Source organism: Streptomyces sp. NPDC002730 (assembly GCF_042888805.1).
Lineage (GTDB): Bacteria > Actinomycetota > Actinomycetes > Streptomycetales > Streptomycetaceae > Streptomyces.
Map to the genome: position 1 here is coordinate 292,966 of NZ_JBIAQG010000006.1, position 19,985 is coordinate 312,950.

Below are 19,985 nucleotides of genomic sequence, written 5' to 3' on the forward strand. Positions count from 1 at the left end.
AGCTTACGTCGATCACGTGGTGATCGTCGGGGGGTGTTCGGGGTCCGGGATCTGGTTGCTCCAGCCGCCGGGGACGGTGCGGCCCTGCTGCTCACGGAAGCGGATGGGCGCGATGCCGACACGGCGGGTGAACAGCCGGGAGAAGTAGGCCGGGTCTTCGTAGCCGATGCGGCGGGCGACGGCGGCGACGGGCAGTTCGGTGGCCGCGAGCAGTTCCTTCGCGCGGCCGAGGCGGATGCCGAGCAGGTAGTCCTTGGGGCTGCAGCCCGCGCCGCGGCGAACGGCGCTGCGCAGTTCGGCGGGGGTCATCCCGTGCCTGGCCGCGTGTTCGGCGACGGACAGCGGCTGGAAGGCGTCACGCGCGAGTGCGGTGAGCACCGGGTCGCCCTCGGTGTTGGTGTCGGCGCGGGCGCGGCGCAGGGCGACCAGGAGTTCATGGACGGCGGCGCCGGTCTCGACCTCCAGGAGCGGGTTGCCGCGGCGTGCGGCGCGGGCGATACGGCCGACGGCGGCGCGGGCCCCGGCGGCGTCGGAGAGCGGGACGACGGGCCGGTCCGGCTCGATGTAGCCGAGTTCGGTGTAGGTGGCGGTCGCGGGCCCGGTGAAGTCGACGAAGCTCTCGTCCCAGCCGCCTGCCGGATCGGGACCGTAGTGGTGCGGAACGCCGGGCGTGAGCCAGATCAGAGCGGGCGCGGTCACGGTGGCGCGCCGTCCGTCGGGGCCGCGGAACCAGCCGCGGCCGGCACTGATCACGACGGCGACATGGTGGTCGAGGGTGCGGGGTCCGACGGTGGGCAGGACACCGTGCTGGAGGCCGACGCCGAGACAGGCCAGACCGAGGCGGTGCTGGACGGGGCTCGGGGTGAAATAGCGCATCCAGGTGTGGTACATCCGCCTCTGTCCTCTCCCTGGGCGCCGGGTGCCGACCTTGCGTCCGACGTTGCGTCCAAACAGCGCCGATCTTTGTCCATGGACCGGCTCGCCGCCAGGGGGCGATGGTGGGCGCGGGTTCCTCTCCGGGTTCGCCCGGTCCAGCGAGTGAGCCGAAGGGCGCGCCGCCCGCGGCCGAAGGCTGCTGATGGACACAGCGAAAGCGACGAGACCCAGCGAGCGAGGAACGAGCGGTGCAGTGTCGAGGAACGTCGACAACGGGTACGAGCGCCCGGAGGTGAACCGAGCGCAAAGGGGGGTGGACGGTGGCTGAGTTCACTGTGGGTGATACGGACTTCCTGGTGGACGGGCGGCCCGTGCGGCTGCTGTCGGGAGCGCTGCACTACTTCCGGGTGCACGAGGCGCAGTGGGACCACCGGCTGGCGATGCTGCGGGCCATGGGCCTCAACTGCGTCGAGACGTACGTCCCGTGGAATCTGCATGAGCCGGAGCCCGGCCGGTACGCGGACGCCGACGCGCTGGGCCGGTTCCTGGACGCCGCACAGGCGGCAGGCCTGTCGGCGATCGTGCGGCCGGGGCCGTACATCTGCGCCGAGTGGGAGAACGGCGGGCTGCCGCACTGGCTGACCGGACGGCTCGGACGGCGGGTGCGCACGGATGACGCCGAGTATCTGGGGCATGTGGAGCGGTGGTTCACCCGGCTGCTGCCGCAGGTGGTGGAGCGGCAGATCGGGCTCGGCGGCCCGGTGATCATGGTGCAGGTCGAGAACGAGTACGGCAGCTACGGCTCCGACCAGGGCTATCTGCGCCATCTCGTGGATCTGCTGAGGGGCTGCGGGGTGACCGTGCCGCTGTTCACCTCCGACGGACCGGAGGACCATATGCTCACCGGCGGCTCGGTGCCCGGGGTGCTGGCAACGGTGAACTTCGGGTCGGGGGCCCGTGAGAGCTTCCGGACGCTGCGCCGCCATCAGCCGCAGGGGCCGCTGATGTGCATGGAGTTCTGGTGCGGCTGGTTCGACCACTGGGGCGGGGAGCATGTCGTACGGGACCCGGCGGATGCCGCGGCGGCGCTGCGCGAGATCCTTGAGTGCGGCGCCTCGGTCAATGTCTATATGGCACACGGCGGCACGAACTTCGCCGGCTGGGCGGGGGCCAACCGGGGTGGCGGCGCGCTGCACATGGGCGGGCTCCAGCCGGACGTCACGTCGTACGACTACGACGCGCCGATCGACGAGTACGGGCGGCCGACGGAGAAGTTCCGGCTGTTCCGGGACGTGCTCGCGCTGTTCCAGGCGGGTCCGCTGCCGGAGCTGCCACCCGCGCCCGCCGCTCTGGGTGCGCCGGTGCGGGTGGAACTCACCAAGTGGGCGCCGCTCGACGAGGTACTGGAGACGCTCGGCGACGATGAGTCGGAGGGGCCCGTTCCGCCCACGTTCGAGGAGCTGGGCGTGGACCGCGGTCTGGTCCGCTACCGGGTCGGTGTTCCGGGCCCGCGGCAGCCGTACCCGCTGGGCGTGTCCGGCCTGCGGGACCTGGCCGTCGTGTATGTCGACGGGGTGCGGGCCGGGGTGCTGAGCGGCGAGGACGACGCGCTCGAGGAGCCGGTGGCCGGGCCCGCCGCGGTGGAGCTGTGGGTGGAGTCGCTGGGGCGCGTCAACTACGGGCCGCGCACGGGCGAGCCCAAGGGCATTGCCGGAGGTGTACTGCACGAGCGGCAGTATCTGCACGGCGTACGGGCGCGGGGGCTGCGGCTGGATGCCTTCGAGGAGCCGGACGCGGTCACGAAGGTGCCGTTCCGCGCGTCGGCCGAGGACGGGTCGACGGGCCTGTACCGGGCCTCGTTCGAGGTGAGCGAGCCCGGCGACGCGTCGCTGGAACTGCCGGGCTGGACACGGGGTTTCGTCTGGGTGAACGGCTTCAATCTCGGCCGATACTGGTCGGCGGGCCCGCAGCACACGCTGTACGTTCCCGGGCCGGTGCTGCGCGTGGGCACGAACGAGGTGTGGGTGCTGGAGCTGGAGGCGGCAGGGACGTCCGTCTGTCTGGGGTGACCTTTTCCCTGGGGCTCCGCCCCGGACCCCGCGCACGGCCGCAGACCGTACGGGGGCCCGGGCGGAGCCAACCAGCGAAGCCCCGGTAACTAGAGGCCTGCCGCCGCGGACTTGATGGCGGCGGCGAAGGTGGACACCTCGGTGTAGACACCCGGGAAGTTGGGCCGTGCGCAGCCCTCGCCCCAGCTCACGATGCCGACCTGGATCCACGCGTTGTTGTTGTCCTTGCGGAACATCGGGCCGCCGGAGTCACCCTGGCAGGTGTCCACGCCGCCCTGCTTGAGCCCGGCGCAGATCTCCTCGCCGGACACGAGCTCGGGGTACGCCTGCTTACAGCTGGCGTCGGAGACGAACGGCACCTGGGCCTTGCGGAGGTAGCGCTGCTGGCCGCCGCCCTCGGTGGCCGCGCCCCAGCCGGCGACCGTGAAGGTGCCGTTGTCGTACGCCTTCGTGTCGGCGATCTTCAGGGTCGGGAGGTCGATGTTCTTGGCGAGCTTGATCAGCGCCCAGTCCTTGCCGGTGCCGTTGTAGCCGGGGGCCTGCAGGACCTTGGTCGACTTGACCTTGATGGCGCTGGAGCTCTGCAGGTCGACGACGCCGGCGGTCGCGGTGATGCTGGTGTTGTTGCCGGAACCGTTCACACAGTGGGCGGCGGTCAGCACTATGTTCTTGGCGTACAGCGCACCGCCACAGCCCATGGAGAGCCGGACCATGAACGGGAATTCGCCCTGAGCGGCGCGGGTTCCGCCGACGACGGGCGCCGTGGCGGCCGAGGACGAGGTGGGCTGAAGGCTGATGGCGGCGAGGACGACAGCGCCGGCGGCGGCGCATCTCTGGAGCACTCGCACAAACTGCTTCTTCAACGGACTGCCTTTCGTGGGGGGTTGAGATTTACGCCTGCGCCGGAGTCCACCTCAGCATCGCGCGCGCTGTCATGGGCCGGACAAGCGTGATCCGGATTATGGAGAGTGGATCACCACGCCACAAGGAGCAGTTTTCGGCCATGTCACCAGCGAGGATTCGACCTCGCCTCCCCGTACAGTTGAATTGGGCCGACCGTCGTGCATGGGGGGTACGGGCAGTGGTGGCGAACGGCAACGAGGTCGTACACGGCTTTCCGCACCTCGACACCGTGCGGGCGGCCATCACCGCGCTCTACAGACGCCTCTCGCGGGAGACCGTGCTCTCCTACGCCCCGAGCGTCCTCCCGGCCGATGTGGCCTTTTCCGACCAGGACGATCTGCATCTCGGCGCGCAGCGCGTCGCCCGCGCCCTGGTCCAGCATCTGCGGCTGCCGGACGCCCGGATGATTGTGAGTTTCCGCGAGATGCACCATGCCGCGAGCGTCGAACTGGCCGCGGGACCGGAGTACTTCATCGAGCTCAACGACCGCTTCCGCACTCATCGCAGGGACATCGGCGCGGCTCTCGCCCACGAGATCATGCATGTGCTGCTGCACCGGATCGACCTGTCCTTCCCCGGCACCCGCGACAACGAGATCCTCACCGACACCGCGACCACGTATCTCGGCGCGGGCTGGCTGCTCCTCGACGCGTTCCGGGAGGACAGCGTCTCCAGCCAGAAGCTCGGCTACCTCACCCCGGAGGAGTTCGGCTACGTCCTCGCCAAGCGGGCGATCGCCTTCGACGAGGACCCCTCCCCCTGGTTCACCAGCCCGCAGGGATACACCGCCTACACCAAGGGCCGCGCCCAGGCACTGCGCGACGCACAGCAGCCGCCGCTCACGACCGCGGGCTGGACGGGCCGCCATCGCTACGCCAAGGACCGGCGCCACGCCCGGGAGCACCCGGGCCCCGCCCACGCGGCTGCCGCATCGTCCGCGTATGCCTTCGAGCGCGGGCCGGACGGGCTGCTCGTCTCCTTCTCGTGCCCCACCTGCCATCAGCGCATCCGGGTTCCCGTGCGGGGACGGGCGCGGGTCCGCTGCGGGCTGTGCCGCACGATTCTGGAATGCGACACCTGACCGATCTTCCGTAGTGTCGAACCATGACGAAAGAGCCGACAGCGGGCGCCCGCGAACTGTTCGAGGCGGTGCACGGCGGCGCGGAAGACGCTGTCGTAGGGCTGCTGAGGGCCGGGACCCCCGCCGATGTGACCGACGAGGACGGGCAGACGCCGCTCTATCTGGCGGCGGTGAGCGACGAGGTGGGCATCGTGCGGCTGCTGCTGGCCGCGGGAGCCGCGCCCGAGCGCGCGGGCGGCCCCGAGGCCGGGGACCTGCCGCTGTGCGGGGCCGCGGTCGGCGGACACACCGAGGTGGTACGGGCGCTGCTCGCCGCGGGCGCCAGGCCCGATCTTCCGGAGGCGTACGGCTTCACGGCCATGGTCTGGGCGGTGGGGCAGGGGCACGCCGGGACGGTGGAGGTGCTGCTGGAGTACGGCGCCGACCCCGATCTGCCGGGCCCGAGCGGCGAGCCGCCGCTGGTGCTCGCCGCCCGGCGCGGCTCTCCTTCGACGGTGCGGGCCCTGCTGCGGCACGGCGCCGGCGCGACGGAGGCGGCGCTGGCGGAGGCCAGGCAGTGGCTCGTACGGGATGTGGAGCGGGAGCTGCGGGAGGGACTGCTGCGGGCGTACGGGGTGCGGGACGGCGAGGAGTACGAGATCTTCGCGCGCCGGGTCGAGGAGGACGGCGGGGTGACCGTCGTCGTCGAGCTGCTGCGGGACGGCGGGTCGCTGGCCGGCACTGAGCAGCAGACCGGCCACGGTGCGATCGCGACGCTGCTGGAAGGCGAGCTGGGGATCCTGACTCCGTATGCGGAGCTGGCCGAACGGGCCCTGCGCTGCGGGGATCCCGATCAGGACGACTGGGTCGAGTCGGTGACGGCGCTGTGGAGCCGGGGAGACGAGGAAACCTTCCAGGCGGCGGCCGCGTGGTGCGCGAGCGACGATCCGTTGCGGCAGGCGTTCGCGGCGGATGTGCTGGCGCAACTGGGGTTCGTGGGTCCGGGGCCGGATGAGGACGCCGGGCGGGACGGGGCCGCCGGGCGGGATGCGGACGCCCGGCCCGACGGGTCCGGCCCGCGGCGGCCGTTCGCCGCGCGGGCGTTGCCGCTGCTGCGCGAGCTGTCCCGGGAGGCGCGGGATCCTGAGCTGATCCAGGCGGTCGTCCTCGGTCTCGGGCACCACGGGGATCCGGCCGCGCTGCCCGAGATCCTGCGGCATGCCTGGCATCCGGACGCGGAGGTGCGCCACCGGGTGGCGCTGGCGCTGTGCGGGCTGATTCCGGGCGGCCATGCGGAGGGCATCGAGGCGGTGATCGCGCTGAGCCGGGACGCGGACACCCATGTCAGGGACTGGGCGACGATGGCGCTGGCGGGCGTTGAGGCCGATACGCACGAGATCCGCGAGGCGCTGGCGGCACGGCTCAACGACCCGGACGCGGACACGGCTGCGGAGGCGGCCCGGGGGCTGGCGATGCGTCAGGATCCGCGTGCGGCTGCGGCGTTGGCCAGGATTCTCGCGGACGAGGATCCGGACGGGTATGCCCGGGACACGGCGGTGGACGCGGTGCGGCATCTGCAGGACGTACCGCTCAGGCGTCGGCTGGAACAGACGTCACCGCGCTGCCGCTGACCCGGTTCAGCGCAGCCGTAGCCCGCCGGGTACCCGCTCCTCGATGATCTGCGCCAGCCAGTCGAAGACGGTCGCGCCACGACCGGCCTCCGCCTCGTCCAACTCCGCCTGGATGGAGGCCCTGTTGAGCGGATGGCCGCGCTCCAGCCGCAGCCGCAGCTGGCGTACGGTTTCGTCCCGCCCGAGCGCCCGGCGGGAGAGTTCGTGGTCGCGCCACTCGATGACGAAGTCGCCGTCGTCCGGCGTGCCGAAGCCGCCGCTGAGGCAGTCGGCGAAGGCGTCCAGGTTGCGACCGAAGTATCCGCCGTTCCCGTTCACGGCTTCGCCGATCACCCGCCAGAAGCTCTCCAGGCCGGTGACCTCCGCCCCGTCGATCACATAGGTCTTCGTCACGGGGCGGAGGATACCGGCTCAGCAGCCGTAGTCGACGAGGTCGAACGAGGCGTAGTGGTCGGCGGTGTAGTAGTCCTCCTGGGCCGCGTTGCCCGTGACGATACGGCGGGCGCCGCGAGTGGAGGAGCCCGGCGTCTTGACGGTGTACTCGTGGTAGTAGCCGGACGAGTGTGACGGCAGGACGCCTTCGCGGTTCGAGAAGACGGTGCCGTCCTGGGGGTACGGGAACGGCCCGTCGGACTCGATCAGGTCGAGCGTGTCGTGCGCCTGGGAGGGGAGGTCGGAGTAGCAGATGTCACCGACCGTGGCCATGGTCGTGGGGGTGGCTGTGGCCTGTCCGCCGATGAGGAGGGTGGAGGCGAGGGCGGCGATGCCGCCGAGAGTGGCGATACGTGGGGGGATTCGCATACCGACATCATGACGCGCGTAGACATGAACGCGTCAACCCCAACGTCCTTGAGTTTTCTACAAGTTAACCTGGGTGTACTCAGGACTCCGGGGCTGTGAAGGACCTGGTGCGTGGCGGCGATGCTTCCCGGGCCGGCGGCATCGTCACCGCTCCTGCCCGCACCATCACCGAGCCCCGTAGACCGGTTGCGGAGTCTCGGCGTCCGCCAGCAGCTTCAGCGCGGCCTCGCCCGCTTCGGACGGAGTCCAGCGCGTTCCCTTGTCCGCGGTGGGGCCCGGCCGCCAGCCCTCCATGACAGTGATACGGCCCGCCTCGGCCTCGAAGACCCGGCCGGTCACACCCGTACTGGCGGCGGAGCCGAGCCAGACGACGAGCGGCGAGACATCCTCGGGCAGGGCGGAGAGGCCGGCGAAGGTCTCCTCGGTCATACGGGTACGGGCCGCCGGCGCGATGGCGTTGACCTGGACTCCGTACCGGCCCATCTCCGCCGAGGCGACCAGCGTCAGGCCGATGATCCCGGCCTTGGCGGCCGCGTAGTTGCCCTGGCCGACACTACCCAACAGCCCCGCTCCGGAAGTGGTGTTGACCACCCGGGCCGCCACCGGCCGACCCGCCTTGGCCTCGGAACGCCAGTGCGCGGCGGCATGCTTGAGCGGCAGGAAGTGGCCCTTCACATGCACCCGCATGACGGCGTCCCAGTCGTCCTCCTCGAGGTTGACGAGCATCCGGTCGCGCAGAAACCCGGCGTTGTTGACGAGGGTGTCGAGGCGGCCGTACGTCTCCAGCGCGGCGGCGACGAGAGAAGCGGCACCGTCGGTCGTGGCGATGTCGCCGCCGTGCGCCACCGCGGCACCACCCGCCGCCGTGATCCCGTCGACGACCTGCTGGGCCGGGCCGGCGGAGGAGCCCGCCCCGTCCGGTCCGACGCCGAGGTCGTTGACGACGACCTTCGCCCCCTCGGCGGCGAAGGCGAGCGCATGGGCCCGTCCGAGACCGCGCCCGGCACCCGTGACGATGACGACGCGTCCTTCGCAGATTCCGGTTGTCCCAGTCATCTCACGTCTCCTTGTTGACAGTTGCGGCATCGAGGAAGGCGGGGCGCTCCCCGCCCCCGTGCACCAGCAGCGAGGCTCCGCTCACATACGCCGCCCGCTCCGAGGCGAGGAAGACGGCCGCGTCACCGACCTCCGACGGCTCGGCCAGCCGCCCCAGCGGCACGGTGCGGCCGACCGCCGCGACGCCCTCCTCGTCCCCGTAGTGCAGATGGGACAGTTCGGTACGCACCATCCCGAGGACGAGCGTGTTCACGCGTACCTCGGGCGCCCACTCCACTGCCATGGACCGGGCCAGGTTCTCCAGTCCCGCCTTCGCCGCCCCGTACGCCGCCGTGCCCGGGGACGGCCGGCCGCCGCTGACGCTGCCGATCATCACGATCGATCCGCGGGCCGCCTTGAGAGGTCCGTACGCCGCGAGCGAGGCGGTCAGTGGCGCGGTGAGATTGAGCTCGACCACGCGGGCATGGCGGGCCGCGTCGCCTTCGCCGAGCAGCCGGTACGGTGTCCCGCCCGCGTTGTTGACGAGAGCGTCGAGCCGGCCGTGCCGCGCCACGACCGAGTCGAAGAACTCCCCCACCGCGGCGGGATCGCGCAGATCGACCGGTACGAACTCGGCTCCGGCGACGGGGACTTCCGGTGGTCTGCGCGCACAGACCACCACCTCGGCGCCCGCCCGCAGGAAGGCCCGCGCGATGCCCGCGCCCACGCCCCGCGTGCCGCCGGTGACGACGGCGACCCTCCCGTCCAGCTCCATCGGCTGCTACCTTCCTCACCTAACAAATGTTTGGTGGAAAGGTAGCTGATCCGCTCATGGGTGTCTCCACCGCACGCCCCGAGAAGGGCATCTGTGTCGTCACGGCCGACTTCCCACCCGTCAACGCCCTTCCCGTACACGGCTGGTACGACCTCGCCGACGCCCTCCGCGCGGCAGGCCGCGACCCCGGGATCCGCTGTGTCGTCCTGGCCGCCGCGGGCCGCGGCTTCAACGCGGGCGTCGACATCAAGGAGATGCAGCGCGACACCGGACACACCGCGCTCGTCGGCGCCAACCGCGGCTGTTACGAGGCCTTCGCCGCCGTCTACGAGTGCGAGGTGCCGGTCGTCGCGGCGGTGAACGGCTTCTGCCTGGGCGGCGGTATCGGCCTTGTCGGCAACGCGGACGCGATCGTCGCCTCCGACGACGCCACCTTCGGCCTGCCGGAGCTGGACCGGGGCGCGCTCGGCGCGGCCACCCATCTCGCCCGTCTCGTCCCCCAGCATCTGATGCGCGCCCTCTACTACACCTCGCGCACCGCGACCGCGCGGGAGCTGCACGCCCACGGATCGGTCTGGAAGGTCGTCCCGCGCGAGGAACTTGCGGCCGCGGCCCTGGAGTTGGCGCGGGAGATCGCCCGGAAGGACGGTTGTCTGATCCGGCTGGCCAAGGCCGCCATCAACGGCATCGACCCCGTCGACGTACGCCGCAGCTACCGCTTCGAGCAGGGCTTCACCTTCGAGGCCAACCTCAGCGGTGTCGCCGACCGCGTCCGCGACACCTTCGGCAAGGACACCTTCGGCGAGGAGGACCGAGCGTGACCGACAAGACCATGACGCCCGACGAGGCGGTGTCCGGGTTCCGCAGCGGAATGACGATCGGCATCGGCGGCTGGGGCTCGCGCCGCAAGCCGATGGCGCTGGTGCGGGCACTGCTCCGTACCGAGATCACTGATCTCACCGTCGTGTCCTACGGCGGCCCCGACATCGGCCTCCTCGCCGCCGCCGGCCGGATCCGCAGACTCGTCACGGCGTTCGTCACCCTCGACTCGATCCCGCTCGAACCGCATTTCCGCGCCGCCCGCGAGCGCGGCGGCTTCGCGCTCACCGAGATCGACGAGGCGATGTTCATGTGGGGGCTGCACGCGGCCGCCAACCGGCTGCCGTTCCTCCCGGTCCGGGCCGGTATCGGATCCGACGTCATGCGGGTCAACCCCGGGCTGCGGACGGTCACTTCACCGTACGAGGACGGCGAGGAATTCGTCGCCGTACCGGCCCTGCGGATGGACGCGGCGCTCGTCCACCTCAACCGCGCCGACCGGCTCGGCAACGGCCAGTATCTGGGCCCCGATCCGTACTTCGACGATCTGTTCTGCGAGGCCGCCGACTCCGCGTACGTCTGCTGCGAGCAGCTCGTGGAGACCGCCGAGCTCACCAAGGACGCCGCACCGCAGACCCTGCTGGTCGGACGTCACTCGGTCACCGGCGTGGTCGAGACACCGAACGGCGCGCACTTCACCTCCTGCGACCCCGACTACGACCGCGACGAGGCCTTCCAGAAGCTGTACGCGTCCACCCCCTGGCCGGAGTTCGCCGAGCGTTTCCTCTCCGGCACGACCGAGCGTGACTACCAGTCCGCCGTCCGGACCTGGCACAAGGAGCAGCAGTGACCGTCAGCCGTTCCGAGTACTGCGTCGTCGCCTGCGCCGAGGCCTGGCGGGAGAACGGCGAAGTACTGGCCGCCACCATGGCCCCCGTCTCCTCCTTCGGCGCCCGGCTGGCCAAGCGCACCTTCTCCCCCGATCTCCTTCTCACGGACGGCGAGGCGATGCTCGTCGACCTCGACGGCGCGACGGAGGGCTGGCTGCCGTACCGCCGGCACCTGGCCATGGTCACCGGCGGAAAGCGGCACGTCATGATGGGCGCGAGCCAGATCGACCGCTTCGGCAACCAGAACATCTCCTGCATCGGCGACTGGGAGCGGCCCGCCCGCCAGCTGCTCGGCGTACGCGGGGCACCCGTCAACACCCTCAACAATCCGGTCAGTTACTGGGTGCCCAGGCACTCCGCCCGCGTCTTCGTCGAGCGCGTCGACATGGTCAGCGGCGTCGGTTACGACAACGCGGCCGCCGCGGGCCCGTCCGCGGCCCGCTACCACCGCATCCCGCGCGTCGTCTCCAATCTGGGCGTCTTCGACTTCGCGACCCCCGACCGCTCGATGCGGCTCGCGTCCCTGCACCCGGGTGTCACGGTCGAGCAGGTCCAGCAGGCGACCGGTTTCGCGCTCACGATCCCCGCCGACGTCCCCTGCACCCGCGAGCCCACCGCTGCGGAGCTGCGGCTGATCCGCGAGGTGATCGACCCGAAGGGCACGCGCGAGCGCGAGGTCCCGGCATAGTGGAGACGGCCCTCACCGGACTCACCGGTGTCCGGCATCCCATCGTGCAGACCGGCATGGGCTGGGTCGCAGGGCCTCGCCTGGTCTCCGCCACCGCCAACGCCGGCGCACTCGGCATCCTCGCCTCCGCGACGATGACCACCGACCAGCTGCGCCAGGCCGTCCGCGAGGTCATGTCCCGTACGGACGCGCCCTTCGGGGTCAATCTCCGCGCCGACGCCGGGGATGCCCGCGACCGGGTACGGATCATCATCGACGAGGGCGTGAAAGTCGCTTCCTTCGCTCTCGCGCCGTCCCGCGAGCTGATCGCCGAGCTGAAGGACGCGGGCGTGGTCGTGATCCCGTCCATCGGGGCCCGCCGGCACGCGGAGAAGGTGGCGGCCTGGGGCGCGGACGCGGTGATCGTCCAGGGCGGTGAGGGCGGCGGCCATACCGGCGATGTCGCAACGACCGTGCTGCTGCCGCAAGTTGTCGACGCGGTCGATATTCCGGTGATCGCGGCGGGCGGCTTCCACGACGGGCGGGGACTGGTCGCGGCGCTCGCCTACGGAGCGGCGGGCGTCGCCATGGGCACCCGCTTCCTGCTCACCTCGGACTCGACGGTGCCGGACGCGGTCAAGGCCCGCTACCTCGAGGCGACCGTCAAGGACATCACGGTGACCACGGCCGTCGACGGGCTCCCGCACCGCATGCTCCGTACGGAGCTGGTCGACTCGCTCGAGCGGGCAGGCCGTACAAGAGCGCTGGCGCAGGCCGTACGCCGTGCCGCCGGCTTCAAGAAGCTCTCGGGTCTGTCCTGGTCACACATGATCCGCGACGGTCTGGCGATGAAGCACGGCAGGGAGCTGAGCTGGAGCCAGGTCCTGCTGGCCGCCAACACCCCGATGCTGCTGAAGGCTTCGATGGTCGACGGCCGCACGGACCTCGGCGTGATGGCATCGGGGCAGGTGGCGGGGCTGATCGAGGACCTTCCGAGCTGCGAGGAGCTGATCGCCCGTGTGATGACCGAGGCGGCGCGGGTACTCGACGCGCTGCCGCGGGCTGCTCCCCCACCCCGCCCCTTCCCGTGACTGGGGGCAAGCCCCCAGCCCCCCGTACGGCCTTCGGCCGTGTCCTCAATCGCCGGACGGGCTGGGTTTCCCGGACATCCCAGCCCCGCCGGCGATTGAGGCCCGGGGCCCGGGACGGGGCCCCGACACGACCGGCGGCGCTACGCCGCGGTGCGGCGACCGCCCTGACCGCCCCGCGCCGGACGACCGCCCTGACGAGCCTGTCCGCCCTGTCCGCCCTGAGCGCCCTGCCCGCCCTGTCCACCACGCCGGCCGCGGCTGCGGCCGCTGCCACTGCCACCGCCACTGCCACTGCCACCGCCCTGCGCGGACCGGCCCCCCTGGCCCGGAACCTGCGCACGACGCCGCTGCGGCCGCTGCTGCTGCACGACCGGCTGCGGCACCTCGATGGTGATGGCGACACCGGAGGGCTCGCGCGCCCCGGTGATGCGGCTGAGCTCCTCGTCGCTGGACTTGACCCTGGCCGTGCGCGGGTTGATGCCCGCGTCCGACATCAGACGGGTCATCTCGCGGCGCTGCTCGGGCAGCACCAGCGTCACGACGCTGCCGGACTCTCCGGCCCGGGCGGTGCGGCCGCCTCGGTGCAGATAGTCCTTGTGGTCGACGGGCGGGTCGACGTTCACGACCAGGTCGAGATCGTCGACATGGATGCCGCGGGCCGCCACATTGGTGGCGACCAGCGCGGTGACCTGCCCGTTCTTGAACTGGTCGAGGGTGCGGTTGCGCTGCGGCTGCGAACGGCCGCCGTGCAGCGCCGCCGCCCGTACGCCGCTGGACAGCAGCCGCTTGGCGAAACGGTCCGCCGCGCGCTTGGTGTCCACGAAGAGGATCACCCGGCCGTCACGGGCCGCGATACGCGTGGCCACGGCCTTCTTGTCGGTCTCGTCCGCGACGTGCAGCACATGGTGCTCCATCGTGGTGACCGCGCCCGCGGACGGGTCGACGGAGTGCACAACGGGGTCGGTCAGGAACATCCGTACGAGCCGGTCGATGTTCTTGTCCAGCGTCGCCGAGAAGAGCATCCGCTGACCGTCCGGCTCGACCTGCTTGAGCAGCGCCGTGACCTGCGGCATGAAGCCCATGTCGGCCATCTGGTCGGCCTCGTCGAGGACGGTGATCGACACCCGGTCGAGCGCGCAGTCGCCGCGCTCTATGAGGTCCTTGAGCCGCCCGGGCGTGGCCACGAGCACCTCGGCGCCGCGCCGCAACGTGCCCGCCTGCTTGCTTATCGACAGACCGCCGACGACCGTGGCCAGCCGCAGCTGCACCGAGGTCGCGTACGGCGAGAGTGCGTCGGTGACCTGCTGCGCCAGCTCACGGGTCGGTACGAGAACGAGCGCGAGCGGTGCCCGCGGCTCGGCCCGCCGGCCCGCGGTGCGGGCGAGCAGCGCAAGCCCGAAGGCCAGGGTCTTGCCCGAGCCGGTGCGCCCGCGGCCGAGGATGTCGCGGCCGGCGAGAGAGTTCGGCAGCGTGGCGGCCTGGATCGGGAAGGGCTCGGTCACGCCCTGGGCCACGAGGGTCTTCAGCAGGGCGGCCGGCATGTCCAGCTCGTCGAACGCCTCGACGACAGGCAGCGCGGGGGTGGTGGATTCCGGCAGCGTGAATTCCTGCGGGGCCGCCACCTTGCGGGCGGGAGCCTTGCCGGAGCCCTTCGCAGGGCCCTGGGCGCGGGAATTGACCGGGCGCTTTCGGGTCGGGCGGGCCGGGCGTTCGGAGCGAGTCATGCGGATATTGCCCTCCTGGGCATGTGAGACAGCACAAGCCGGGGCCCGCACCTTGACGGTGCGGGCCCCGGCTGCGAGGTTCGCGTCCGGATATTAGGCCGGGACGATGTTCTCCGCCTGCGGGCCCTTCTGGCCCTGCGTGACGTCGAAGGAAACCTTCTGGCCTTCCTGGAGCTCACGGAAGCCCGAGGTGGCGATGTTCGAGTAGTGGGCGAAGACGTCGGCGCCGCCGCCGTCCTGCTCAATGAAGCCGAAGCCCTTTTCCGAGTTGAACCACTTCACGGTTCCAGTAGCCATGTCATTCTCCTAAAACAGGGGCAAGCCGGAAACTCACACCTCGTGAGTTTCCCGTCGCTGCATTGAGCCCCATCCGGAGAACCGGAAACAAAATGTGCGCCTGAGGAAGCATTCCCGTCAGGCGCACACGAAGTTCATGGGTACCAAAACTGCAACGCCGCTACCGTAGCACGACCCGACGGAAAAGGCCCGTGATCACAGCCGCTCGATGATCGTCACGTTCGCCTGACCTCCGCCTTCACACATCGTCTGCAGTCCGTATCGCCCACCGGTGCGCTCGAGTTCATGCAGCAGCGTCGTCATCAGCTTCACGCCCGTCGCGCCCAGCGGATGCCCCAGCGCGATCGCTCCGCCGTTCACATTGACCTTGTCCGGGTCCGCGCCGGTCTCCTTCAGCCAGGCGAGCACCACGGGCGCGAAGGCCTCGTTGATCTCGACCAGGTCGATGTCGCCGATCGACATGCCGGTCTTCTTCAGCGCGTACGCCGTCGCCGGGATCGGGGCCGACAGCATCCGGATCGGGTCCTCGCCGCGTACCGAGAGGTGGTGGATACGGGCGCGCGGCACAAGGCCGTGCTCGGCGACGGCCCGTTCGCTCGCGATCAGCATCGCCGCCGCTCCGTCCGAGACCTGGGAGGAGCAGGCCGCCGTGATGGTGCCGCCCTCCTGGACAGGCTTCAGGCCCGCCATCTTCTCCAGCGTTGTGTCGCGGCGCGGCCCTTCGTCCGCCGTGACCTCGCCGTACGCCACCAGCTCCCGTTCGAAGCGGCCCTCGTCGGCGGCGCGGACCGCCCGCCGGTGGGAACGGAGCGCGAACTCCTCCATGTCGCGCCGCGAGATCCCCCACTTCTCGGCGATCAGCTGCGCGCCGTGGAACTGGTTGACCGGCAGGTCGCCGTAGCGGGCACGCCAGCCCTCGCTGCCCGCGAAGGGGCCCGCTGTCAGCCCGAGCGGTTCGGCCGCCTGCCGGGACGCGAAGGCGATAGGGATCTGCGTCATGTTCTGGGTGCCGCCGGCGACCACCAGGTCCTGGGTGCCGGAGAGCACTCCCTGTGCGGCGAAGTGGACCGCCTGCTGCGAGGAGCCGCACTGCCGGTCGACCGTCACGCCCGGCACCTCCTCGGGCAGACCTGCCGCGAGCCATGCCGTACGGGCGATGTCGCCGGCCTGCGGGCCCACCGTGTCCAGGCAGCCGAAGACGACGTCCTCGACCGCCGCGGGGTCCACACCGGTCCGTGCGACCAGGGCCTTGAGGACATGCGCGCCGAGGTCGGCCGGGTGGACACCGGCCAGTCCCCCTCCGCGCCTGCCCACCGGCGTGCGTACCGCTTCGACTATGTATGCCTCGGCCATGACGGCTCCTCGATCGGTCAGCTGCGTACGGCGATACCGTCCAGCACCATCGACAGGTACTGACGGGCGATCTCCTCCGGGCTGTGCTGCCCGCCCGGCCGATACCAGGACGCCGCGACCCACACCGTGTCGCGGACGAACCGGTACGTGAGGCGAATGTCCAGGTCGGCGCGGAAGACCTGGCCCGCAACCCCGCGCTCCAGCGTCCCCAGCCACGCCTTCTCGAACTTCTGCTGCGAGTCAGTGAGGTAGTGGAAGCGCGGCTGAGCCGCCAGATGCCTGGACTCCTTCTGGTAGATGGCGACGGCGGCGCGGTGCCGGTCGATCTCCCGGAAGGACTCGGTGACGAGCGCCTCGATGGTCTCCCTGGGCCCGAGCCCGGCGGCGAGCACGGCGTCGTAGCCCTGCCAGAGCTCGTCCAGGAAGGTGGAGAGGATCTCGTCGAGCATCGATTCCTTGGAATCGAAGTGGTAGTAGAGGCTGCCGGCGAGCATTCCGGCCTGGTCCGCGATGTTGCGGACGGTGGTGGCGTTGTAACCCTGCGCGGCGAACACCTCGGCGGCGGTGTCGAGGAGCTCGCGGCGGCGCTCGGGCGTGGCGCTCACCTGGTTCTTCTTCTTGCTGTTGGTCGGCACGGGACCATTCTCGTCCTACGCATGCTGGCTGCTGATGGAGACGACCTCGCCGGTGAGATACGAGGAGTAGCCGCTGGCGAGGAAGACGATGGCGTTGGCGATCTCCCAGGGTTCGGCGTACCGCCCGAAGGCCTCCTTGGCGGTCAGCTCTGTCAGCAGTTCGGCCGAGGTGACCTTCACCAGGTGCGGGTGCATGGCGAGGCTGGGGGCGACGGCATTGACGCGTACGCCGTACTCGGCCGCCTCGACCGCCGCGCACCGGGTGAGCGCCATGACTCCGGCCTTGGCGGCGGCGTAGTGGGCCTGACCGGCCTGGGCGCGCCAGCCGACAACGGAGGAGTTGTTGACGATCACTCCGCCGCGTCCGGTTGTCCTGAAGGAGCGCAGGGCGGCGCGGGTGCAGCGGAAGGTGCCGTTCAGGGTGACGTCGAGGACCTTGCCCCACTGGTCGTCGCTCATGTCGACGAGGGCCGCGGTGCCGCCCAGGCCGGCGTTGTTGACGACGATGTCGAGGCCGCCGTGCTGCCGTACGACCGTGTCGAACAGCGCCTGGACCCGGGCCTCGTCGGTGACGTCGCAGGGCAGTGAGGTCACGGCCGCCGCGCCGAACTCCTCGGCGAGTGCCTCCTCCGACTCCTTCAGGCGGCGGGCGTGCGCGTCGCTGATGAGGATGCGCGCGCCCTCCTCCAGGAATTTGCGGGCGGTCGCTCCGCCGATCCCGGCTCCGGCCGCGGCGGTGATGACGGCGGTACGGCCCTTCAGAAGGCCATGACCGGGTACGTACTGCGCCCTGTTGTTCGTCACAGCGGCACGTTAACCTACCAAACACTTGTTAGGGAAGGATGCGCGAATGGACCTGGACCGCTCCGCCGACGAGGAAGCCCTCCGGGCCGAGGCCCGCGCCTGGCTCGCCGCGAACGTGCCCGCCGAGCCCCTCCCCTCCCTGGAGACCGAGGAGGGCTTCGCGGCCCACCGCGCGTGGGAGGCGCGGCTGTACGCGGACCGCTGGTCGGTCGTCTCCTGGCCGCGGGAGTACGGCGGGCGGGGCGTCGACATCTTCGGCTGGCTGGCCTTCGAGGAGGAGTACTACGCGGCGGGCGCGCCGGGACGGGTCTCGCAGAACGGCATCAACCTCCTCGCCCCGACGCTCTTCGACCACGCCACCGACGAGCAGCGCGCCCGGGTGCTGCCCGCGATGGCGAGCGGCGAGGTCGTCTGGGCACAGGCCTGGTCCGAGCCGGAGTCCGGCTCGGACCTCGCGTCGCTGACGTCGCGGGCCGTACGGACGGACGGCGGCTGGCTGCTCAGCGGCCAGAAAACCTGGTCCTCGCGGGCCGCCTTCGCCGACCGCGCGTTCGGCATCTTCCGCACCGGTTCGGGCGCGCGGGTCGCCGGTCCGGAGGCGCGGGTCGCCGGTCCGGAGGCGCGGTTCGCCGGTCCGGAGGCGCGGTTCGCCGGTCCGGAGGCGCCGCGGCCGCATCAGGGTCTGACGTATCTGATGTTCGACCTGTCGGCGCCGGGTGTGACGGTCCGGCCGATCGGCAGGCTCGACGGCAAGCCCGCCTTCGCCGAGCTCTTCCTCGACGATGTCTTCGTCCCCGACGAGGACGTGATCGGCGAGCCGGGCCAGGGCTGGCGGATCGCGATGTCCACGACCGGCAACGAACGGGGGCTGACCCTGAGATCGCCCGGCCGTTTCCTGGCTGCGGCGGAGCGTCTCGTACGGCAGTGGCGCGCGTCGGCCGGCCGGCCGGAAGGCCACGACACCGCGCTGCGCGACCGGGTGGCGGACGCGGTGATCGGCGCGCGTGCCTATCAGCTTTTCACCTACGCCAACGCGTCGCGCTTCGCGGCGGGCGAGAGCATCGGCGCCGAGTCCAGCCTGAACAAGGTCTTCTGGTCCGAGTACGACATCGCGCTGCACGAGACCGCGCTCGATCTGCTGGGCGCGGAGGGGGAGTTCGCCGACTCCGACTGGTCCGAGGGCTATGTCTTCTCGCTGGCGGGCCCCATCTATGCCGGTACGAACGAGATCCAGCGCGACATCATCGCCGAGCGTCTGCTCGGCCTCCCGAAGGGCCGCCGCTGATGCGTTTTCTGCTCACCGATGAGCAACAGGCGTTCGCGCGCTCGCTGGACGCGATGCTGACCGCCGCGGACACACCGTCGGCGGTACGGGCGTGGTCGGCGGGCGACCACGCCCCGGGCCGGGCGCTGTGGTCGCGCCTCGCGGAGGCGGGGGTCTTCGCGCTTGCGGCCCCGGAGGCGTACGAGGGCGTGGGGCTGCTACCGGTGGAACTGGCGGTTGCCTTCGTGGAGTTGGGCCGCCACGCGGTGCCGGGCCCGGTGGTCGAGACGGTCGCGACGGCGGCGCTGCTGACGCATCTGGCCGAGCACGGCGACGCGTCACCGGCGAAGCGGCTGCTGCCGGGGCTGGCGACGGGTGAGTCGACGGCGACGCTGGCGATGACGCTGCCGCTGACGGGGTGCGGTCCGTACGCGCTGGACGCGGACGCGGCGGCGGTGACTTTGGTGGTGTCGGGAGGGGACGCGGCGGACCCGTCGGGCGTGTTCCGCGACACGGCGACCGTCCCCGGCCGGGCGACGGCCCGCACAGGCGCGAAGCCAGCCGCCGCCGCGGGCACCGGTGCGGGTGACCGCGCCGACAGGGGCAGTGGCACCGCCCCCTGGCAGGCCACCCCCCGCGCGGACGCGACAGCCGCCGTCGGTGCCGGTACAGGTGACCGTGCCAGTACGGGCATGAGCGCCCGCCCCGGGCAGGCCACCCCCCGCGCGGACGCGACAGACGGCTCTCCGTACGCGCAGCTGCTCATCGCCCCCGGGCACGGCCCCGTACACACGTCCGCCGACCCCGCGCGGCGGCTGGCGAGGCCCGGCGCCGGGGGCGAGGTTCTTGCCGAAGGGCCCCACGTGGCTGCCGCCGCCGCGTATGCGGCGGATGTCGCCGCCTTGACCACCGCCGCGCAGGCCCTCGGCGTCGGGCTCGCGCTGCTCGACCGGACCGTTGCCCATGCCAAGCGGCGCCATCAGTTCGGCGCGGCCATCGGCTCCTTCCAGGCGGTCAAGCACCGGCTGGCCGACACTCTGATCGGTCTCGAATTCGCCCGGCCGCTCCTCTACGGAGCCGCCCTCTCGATGGCTGCTGCCGATATCGCCGCGGCCAAGGCCTCCGCGGGCGAGGCCGCGTACGCCGCCGCCCGCGCCGCTCTGCAGCTGCACGGCGCGGTCGGTTACACCGATGAGCTCGACCTTTCGCTCTGGCTGCGCAAGGCACGACCGCTGCGGGATGCCTGGGGCACCCCCGCCCAGTGCCGGGCGCGGGTGCTGGCGGCATGAGC

20 protein-coding genes are annotated in these 19,985 nt (G+C 71.4%); 9 read left to right on the top strand and 11 right to left on the bottom strand.

Features of this window, described 5'->3' with window-relative positions; translation table 11 throughout:
• Positions 1-12: 12 nt before the first annotated feature.
• A complete protein-coding gene (locus tag ACFYXH_RS17585; protein WP_327322945.1) occupies positions 13-891 on the bottom strand; it encodes an AraC family transcriptional regulator in 879 nt (292 codons plus the stop codon).
• Positions 892-1,196: 305 nt separating this feature from the next.
• Between ACFYXH_RS17585 and ACFYXH_RS17590 the strand changes: the two genes are divergently transcribed.
• Positions 1,197-2,945, top strand: a complete 1,749-nt coding sequence (locus ACFYXH_RS17590; RefSeq protein ID WP_389563416.1) for a beta-galactosidase — start codon at positions 1,197-1,199, stop codon at positions 2,943-2,945.
• A gap of 89 nt (positions 2,946-3,034) precedes the next feature.
• Here ACFYXH_RS17590 and ACFYXH_RS17595 read toward each other — a convergent pair whose 3' ends face one another.
• A complete protein-coding gene (locus ACFYXH_RS17595) occupies positions 3,035-3,793 on the bottom strand; it encodes a S1 family peptidase (RefSeq protein WP_385309307.1) in 759 nt (252 codons plus the stop codon).
• A gap of 236 nt (positions 3,794-4,029) precedes the next feature.
• Between ACFYXH_RS17595 and ACFYXH_RS17600 the strand changes: the two genes are divergently transcribed.
• Together ACFYXH_RS17600 and ACFYXH_RS17605 are read left to right on the top strand one after the other, a co-directional pair.
• Entirely contained in the window at positions 4,030-4,929 is a 900-nt protein-coding gene (locus ACFYXH_RS17600; RefSeq protein WP_389563417.1) for a hypothetical protein, read from the top strand.
• Positions 4,930-4,952: 23 nt separating this feature from the next.
• Positions 4,953-6,539 carry an ankyrin repeat domain-containing protein gene (locus ACFYXH_RS17605; RefSeq protein WP_389563419.1) on the top strand — a complete coding sequence of 529 codons (1,587 nt, stop codon included), beginning with the start codon at positions 4,953-4,955 and terminating at the stop codon, positions 6,537-6,539.
• 6 nt (positions 6,540-6,545) lie between these two features.
• On the opposite strand, the gene ACFYXH_RS17610 is transcribed toward ACFYXH_RS17605, so the two are convergent.
• From ACFYXH_RS17610 to ACFYXH_RS17625, 4 genes are all read right to left on the bottom strand, one after another.
• Positions 6,546-6,932, bottom strand: coding sequence for a barstar family protein (locus ACFYXH_RS17610; protein ID WP_389563420.1), 387 nt, complete (start codon positions 6,930-6,932; stop codon positions 6,546-6,548).
• Between the two features lie 18 nt (positions 6,933-6,950).
• Positions 6,951-7,340, bottom strand: a complete 390-nt coding sequence (locus ACFYXH_RS17615) for a ribonuclease (RefSeq protein ID WP_389563422.1) — start codon at positions 7,338-7,340, stop codon at positions 6,951-6,953.
• Positions 7,341-7,505: 165 nt separating this feature from the next.
• Positions 7,506-8,396: an SDR family oxidoreductase gene (locus tag ACFYXH_RS17620; RefSeq protein WP_389563424.1), complete on the bottom strand. Its 891-nt coding sequence runs from the start codon at positions 8,394-8,396 to the stop codon at positions 7,506-7,508.
• A gap of 1 nt (position 8,397) precedes the next feature.
• Positions 8,398-9,150 (bottom strand): SDR family oxidoreductase, encoded by a 753-nt coding sequence (locus tag ACFYXH_RS17625; protein WP_389563426.1) that lies wholly within the window; start codon positions 9,148-9,150, stop codon positions 8,398-8,400.
• A 56-nt stretch (positions 9,151-9,206) separates the two neighbouring features.
• On the opposite strand from ACFYXH_RS17625, the gene ACFYXH_RS17630 reads away from it, so the two are divergent.
• Genes ACFYXH_RS17630 through ACFYXH_RS17645 form a run of 4 tightly spaced genes read left to right on the top strand, consistent with a single transcriptional unit; the run spans position 9,207 to position 12,617 of the window.
• On the top strand, positions 9,207-9,971 hold the full coding sequence (locus tag ACFYXH_RS17630; RefSeq protein WP_389563428.1) for an enoyl-CoA hydratase family protein: 765 nt from the start codon (positions 9,207-9,209) through the stop codon (positions 9,969-9,971).
• Entirely contained in the window at positions 9,968-10,819 is an 852-nt protein-coding gene (locus ACFYXH_RS17635) for a CoA transferase subunit A (RefSeq protein WP_389563430.1), read from the top strand. The genes ACFYXH_RS17630 and ACFYXH_RS17635 overlap by 4 nt, the downstream gene beginning before the upstream one ends.
• Positions 10,816-11,547, top strand: a complete 732-nt coding sequence (locus ACFYXH_RS17640) for a CoA-transferase subunit beta (protein WP_389563431.1) — start codon at positions 10,816-10,818, stop codon at positions 11,545-11,547. Before ACFYXH_RS17635 ends, ACFYXH_RS17640 begins: the two co-directional genes overlap by 4 nt.
• Entirely contained in the window at positions 11,547-12,617 is a 1,071-nt protein-coding gene (locus tag ACFYXH_RS17645; RefSeq protein ID WP_389563432.1) for an NAD(P)H-dependent flavin oxidoreductase, read from the top strand. The genes ACFYXH_RS17640 and ACFYXH_RS17645 overlap by 1 nt, the downstream gene beginning before the upstream one ends.
• 140 nt (positions 12,618-12,757) lie before the next feature.
• Here ACFYXH_RS17645 and ACFYXH_RS17650 read toward each other — a convergent pair whose 3' ends face one another.
• From ACFYXH_RS17650 to ACFYXH_RS17670, 5 genes are all read right to left on the bottom strand, one after another.
• Positions 12,758-14,341 (bottom strand): DEAD/DEAH box helicase, encoded by a 1,584-nt coding sequence (locus tag ACFYXH_RS17650; protein WP_389563434.1) that lies wholly within the window; start codon positions 14,339-14,341, stop codon positions 12,758-12,760.
• A 93-nt stretch (positions 14,342-14,434) separates the two neighbouring features.
• Positions 14,435-14,638: a cold-shock protein gene (locus ACFYXH_RS17655; RefSeq protein ID WP_003969786.1), complete on the bottom strand. Its 204-nt coding sequence runs from the start codon at positions 14,636-14,638 to the stop codon at positions 14,435-14,437.
• 195 nt (positions 14,639-14,833) lie between these two features.
• Entirely contained in the window at positions 14,834-15,991 is a 1,158-nt protein-coding gene (locus ACFYXH_RS17660) for an acetyl-CoA C-acetyltransferase (RefSeq protein ID WP_389563436.1), read from the bottom strand.
• Between the two features lie 17 nt (positions 15,992-16,008).
• Positions 16,009-16,626: a TetR/AcrR family transcriptional regulator gene (locus tag ACFYXH_RS17665; protein WP_389563438.1), complete on the bottom strand. Its 618-nt coding sequence runs from the start codon at positions 16,624-16,626 to the stop codon at positions 16,009-16,011.
• Between the two features lie 15 nt (positions 16,627-16,641).
• Entirely contained in the window at positions 16,642-17,430 is a 789-nt protein-coding gene (locus tag ACFYXH_RS17670) for an SDR family oxidoreductase (protein ID WP_389563440.1), read from the bottom strand.
• 46 nt (positions 17,431-17,476) lie between these two features.
• Between ACFYXH_RS17670 and ACFYXH_RS17675 the strand changes: the two genes are divergently transcribed.
• Both ACFYXH_RS17675 and ACFYXH_RS17680 read left to right on the top strand, forming a co-directional pair.
• Positions 17,477-18,715, top strand: a complete 1,239-nt coding sequence (locus ACFYXH_RS17675; protein WP_389563442.1) for an acyl-CoA dehydrogenase family protein — start codon at positions 17,477-17,479, stop codon at positions 18,713-18,715.
• A complete protein-coding gene (locus tag ACFYXH_RS17680; protein WP_389563444.1) occupies positions 18,715-19,983 on the top strand; it encodes an acyl-CoA dehydrogenase family protein in 1,269 nt (422 codons plus the stop codon). The genes ACFYXH_RS17675 and ACFYXH_RS17680 overlap by 1 nt, the downstream gene beginning before the upstream one ends.
• Positions 19,984-19,985 lie beyond the last annotated feature (2 nt).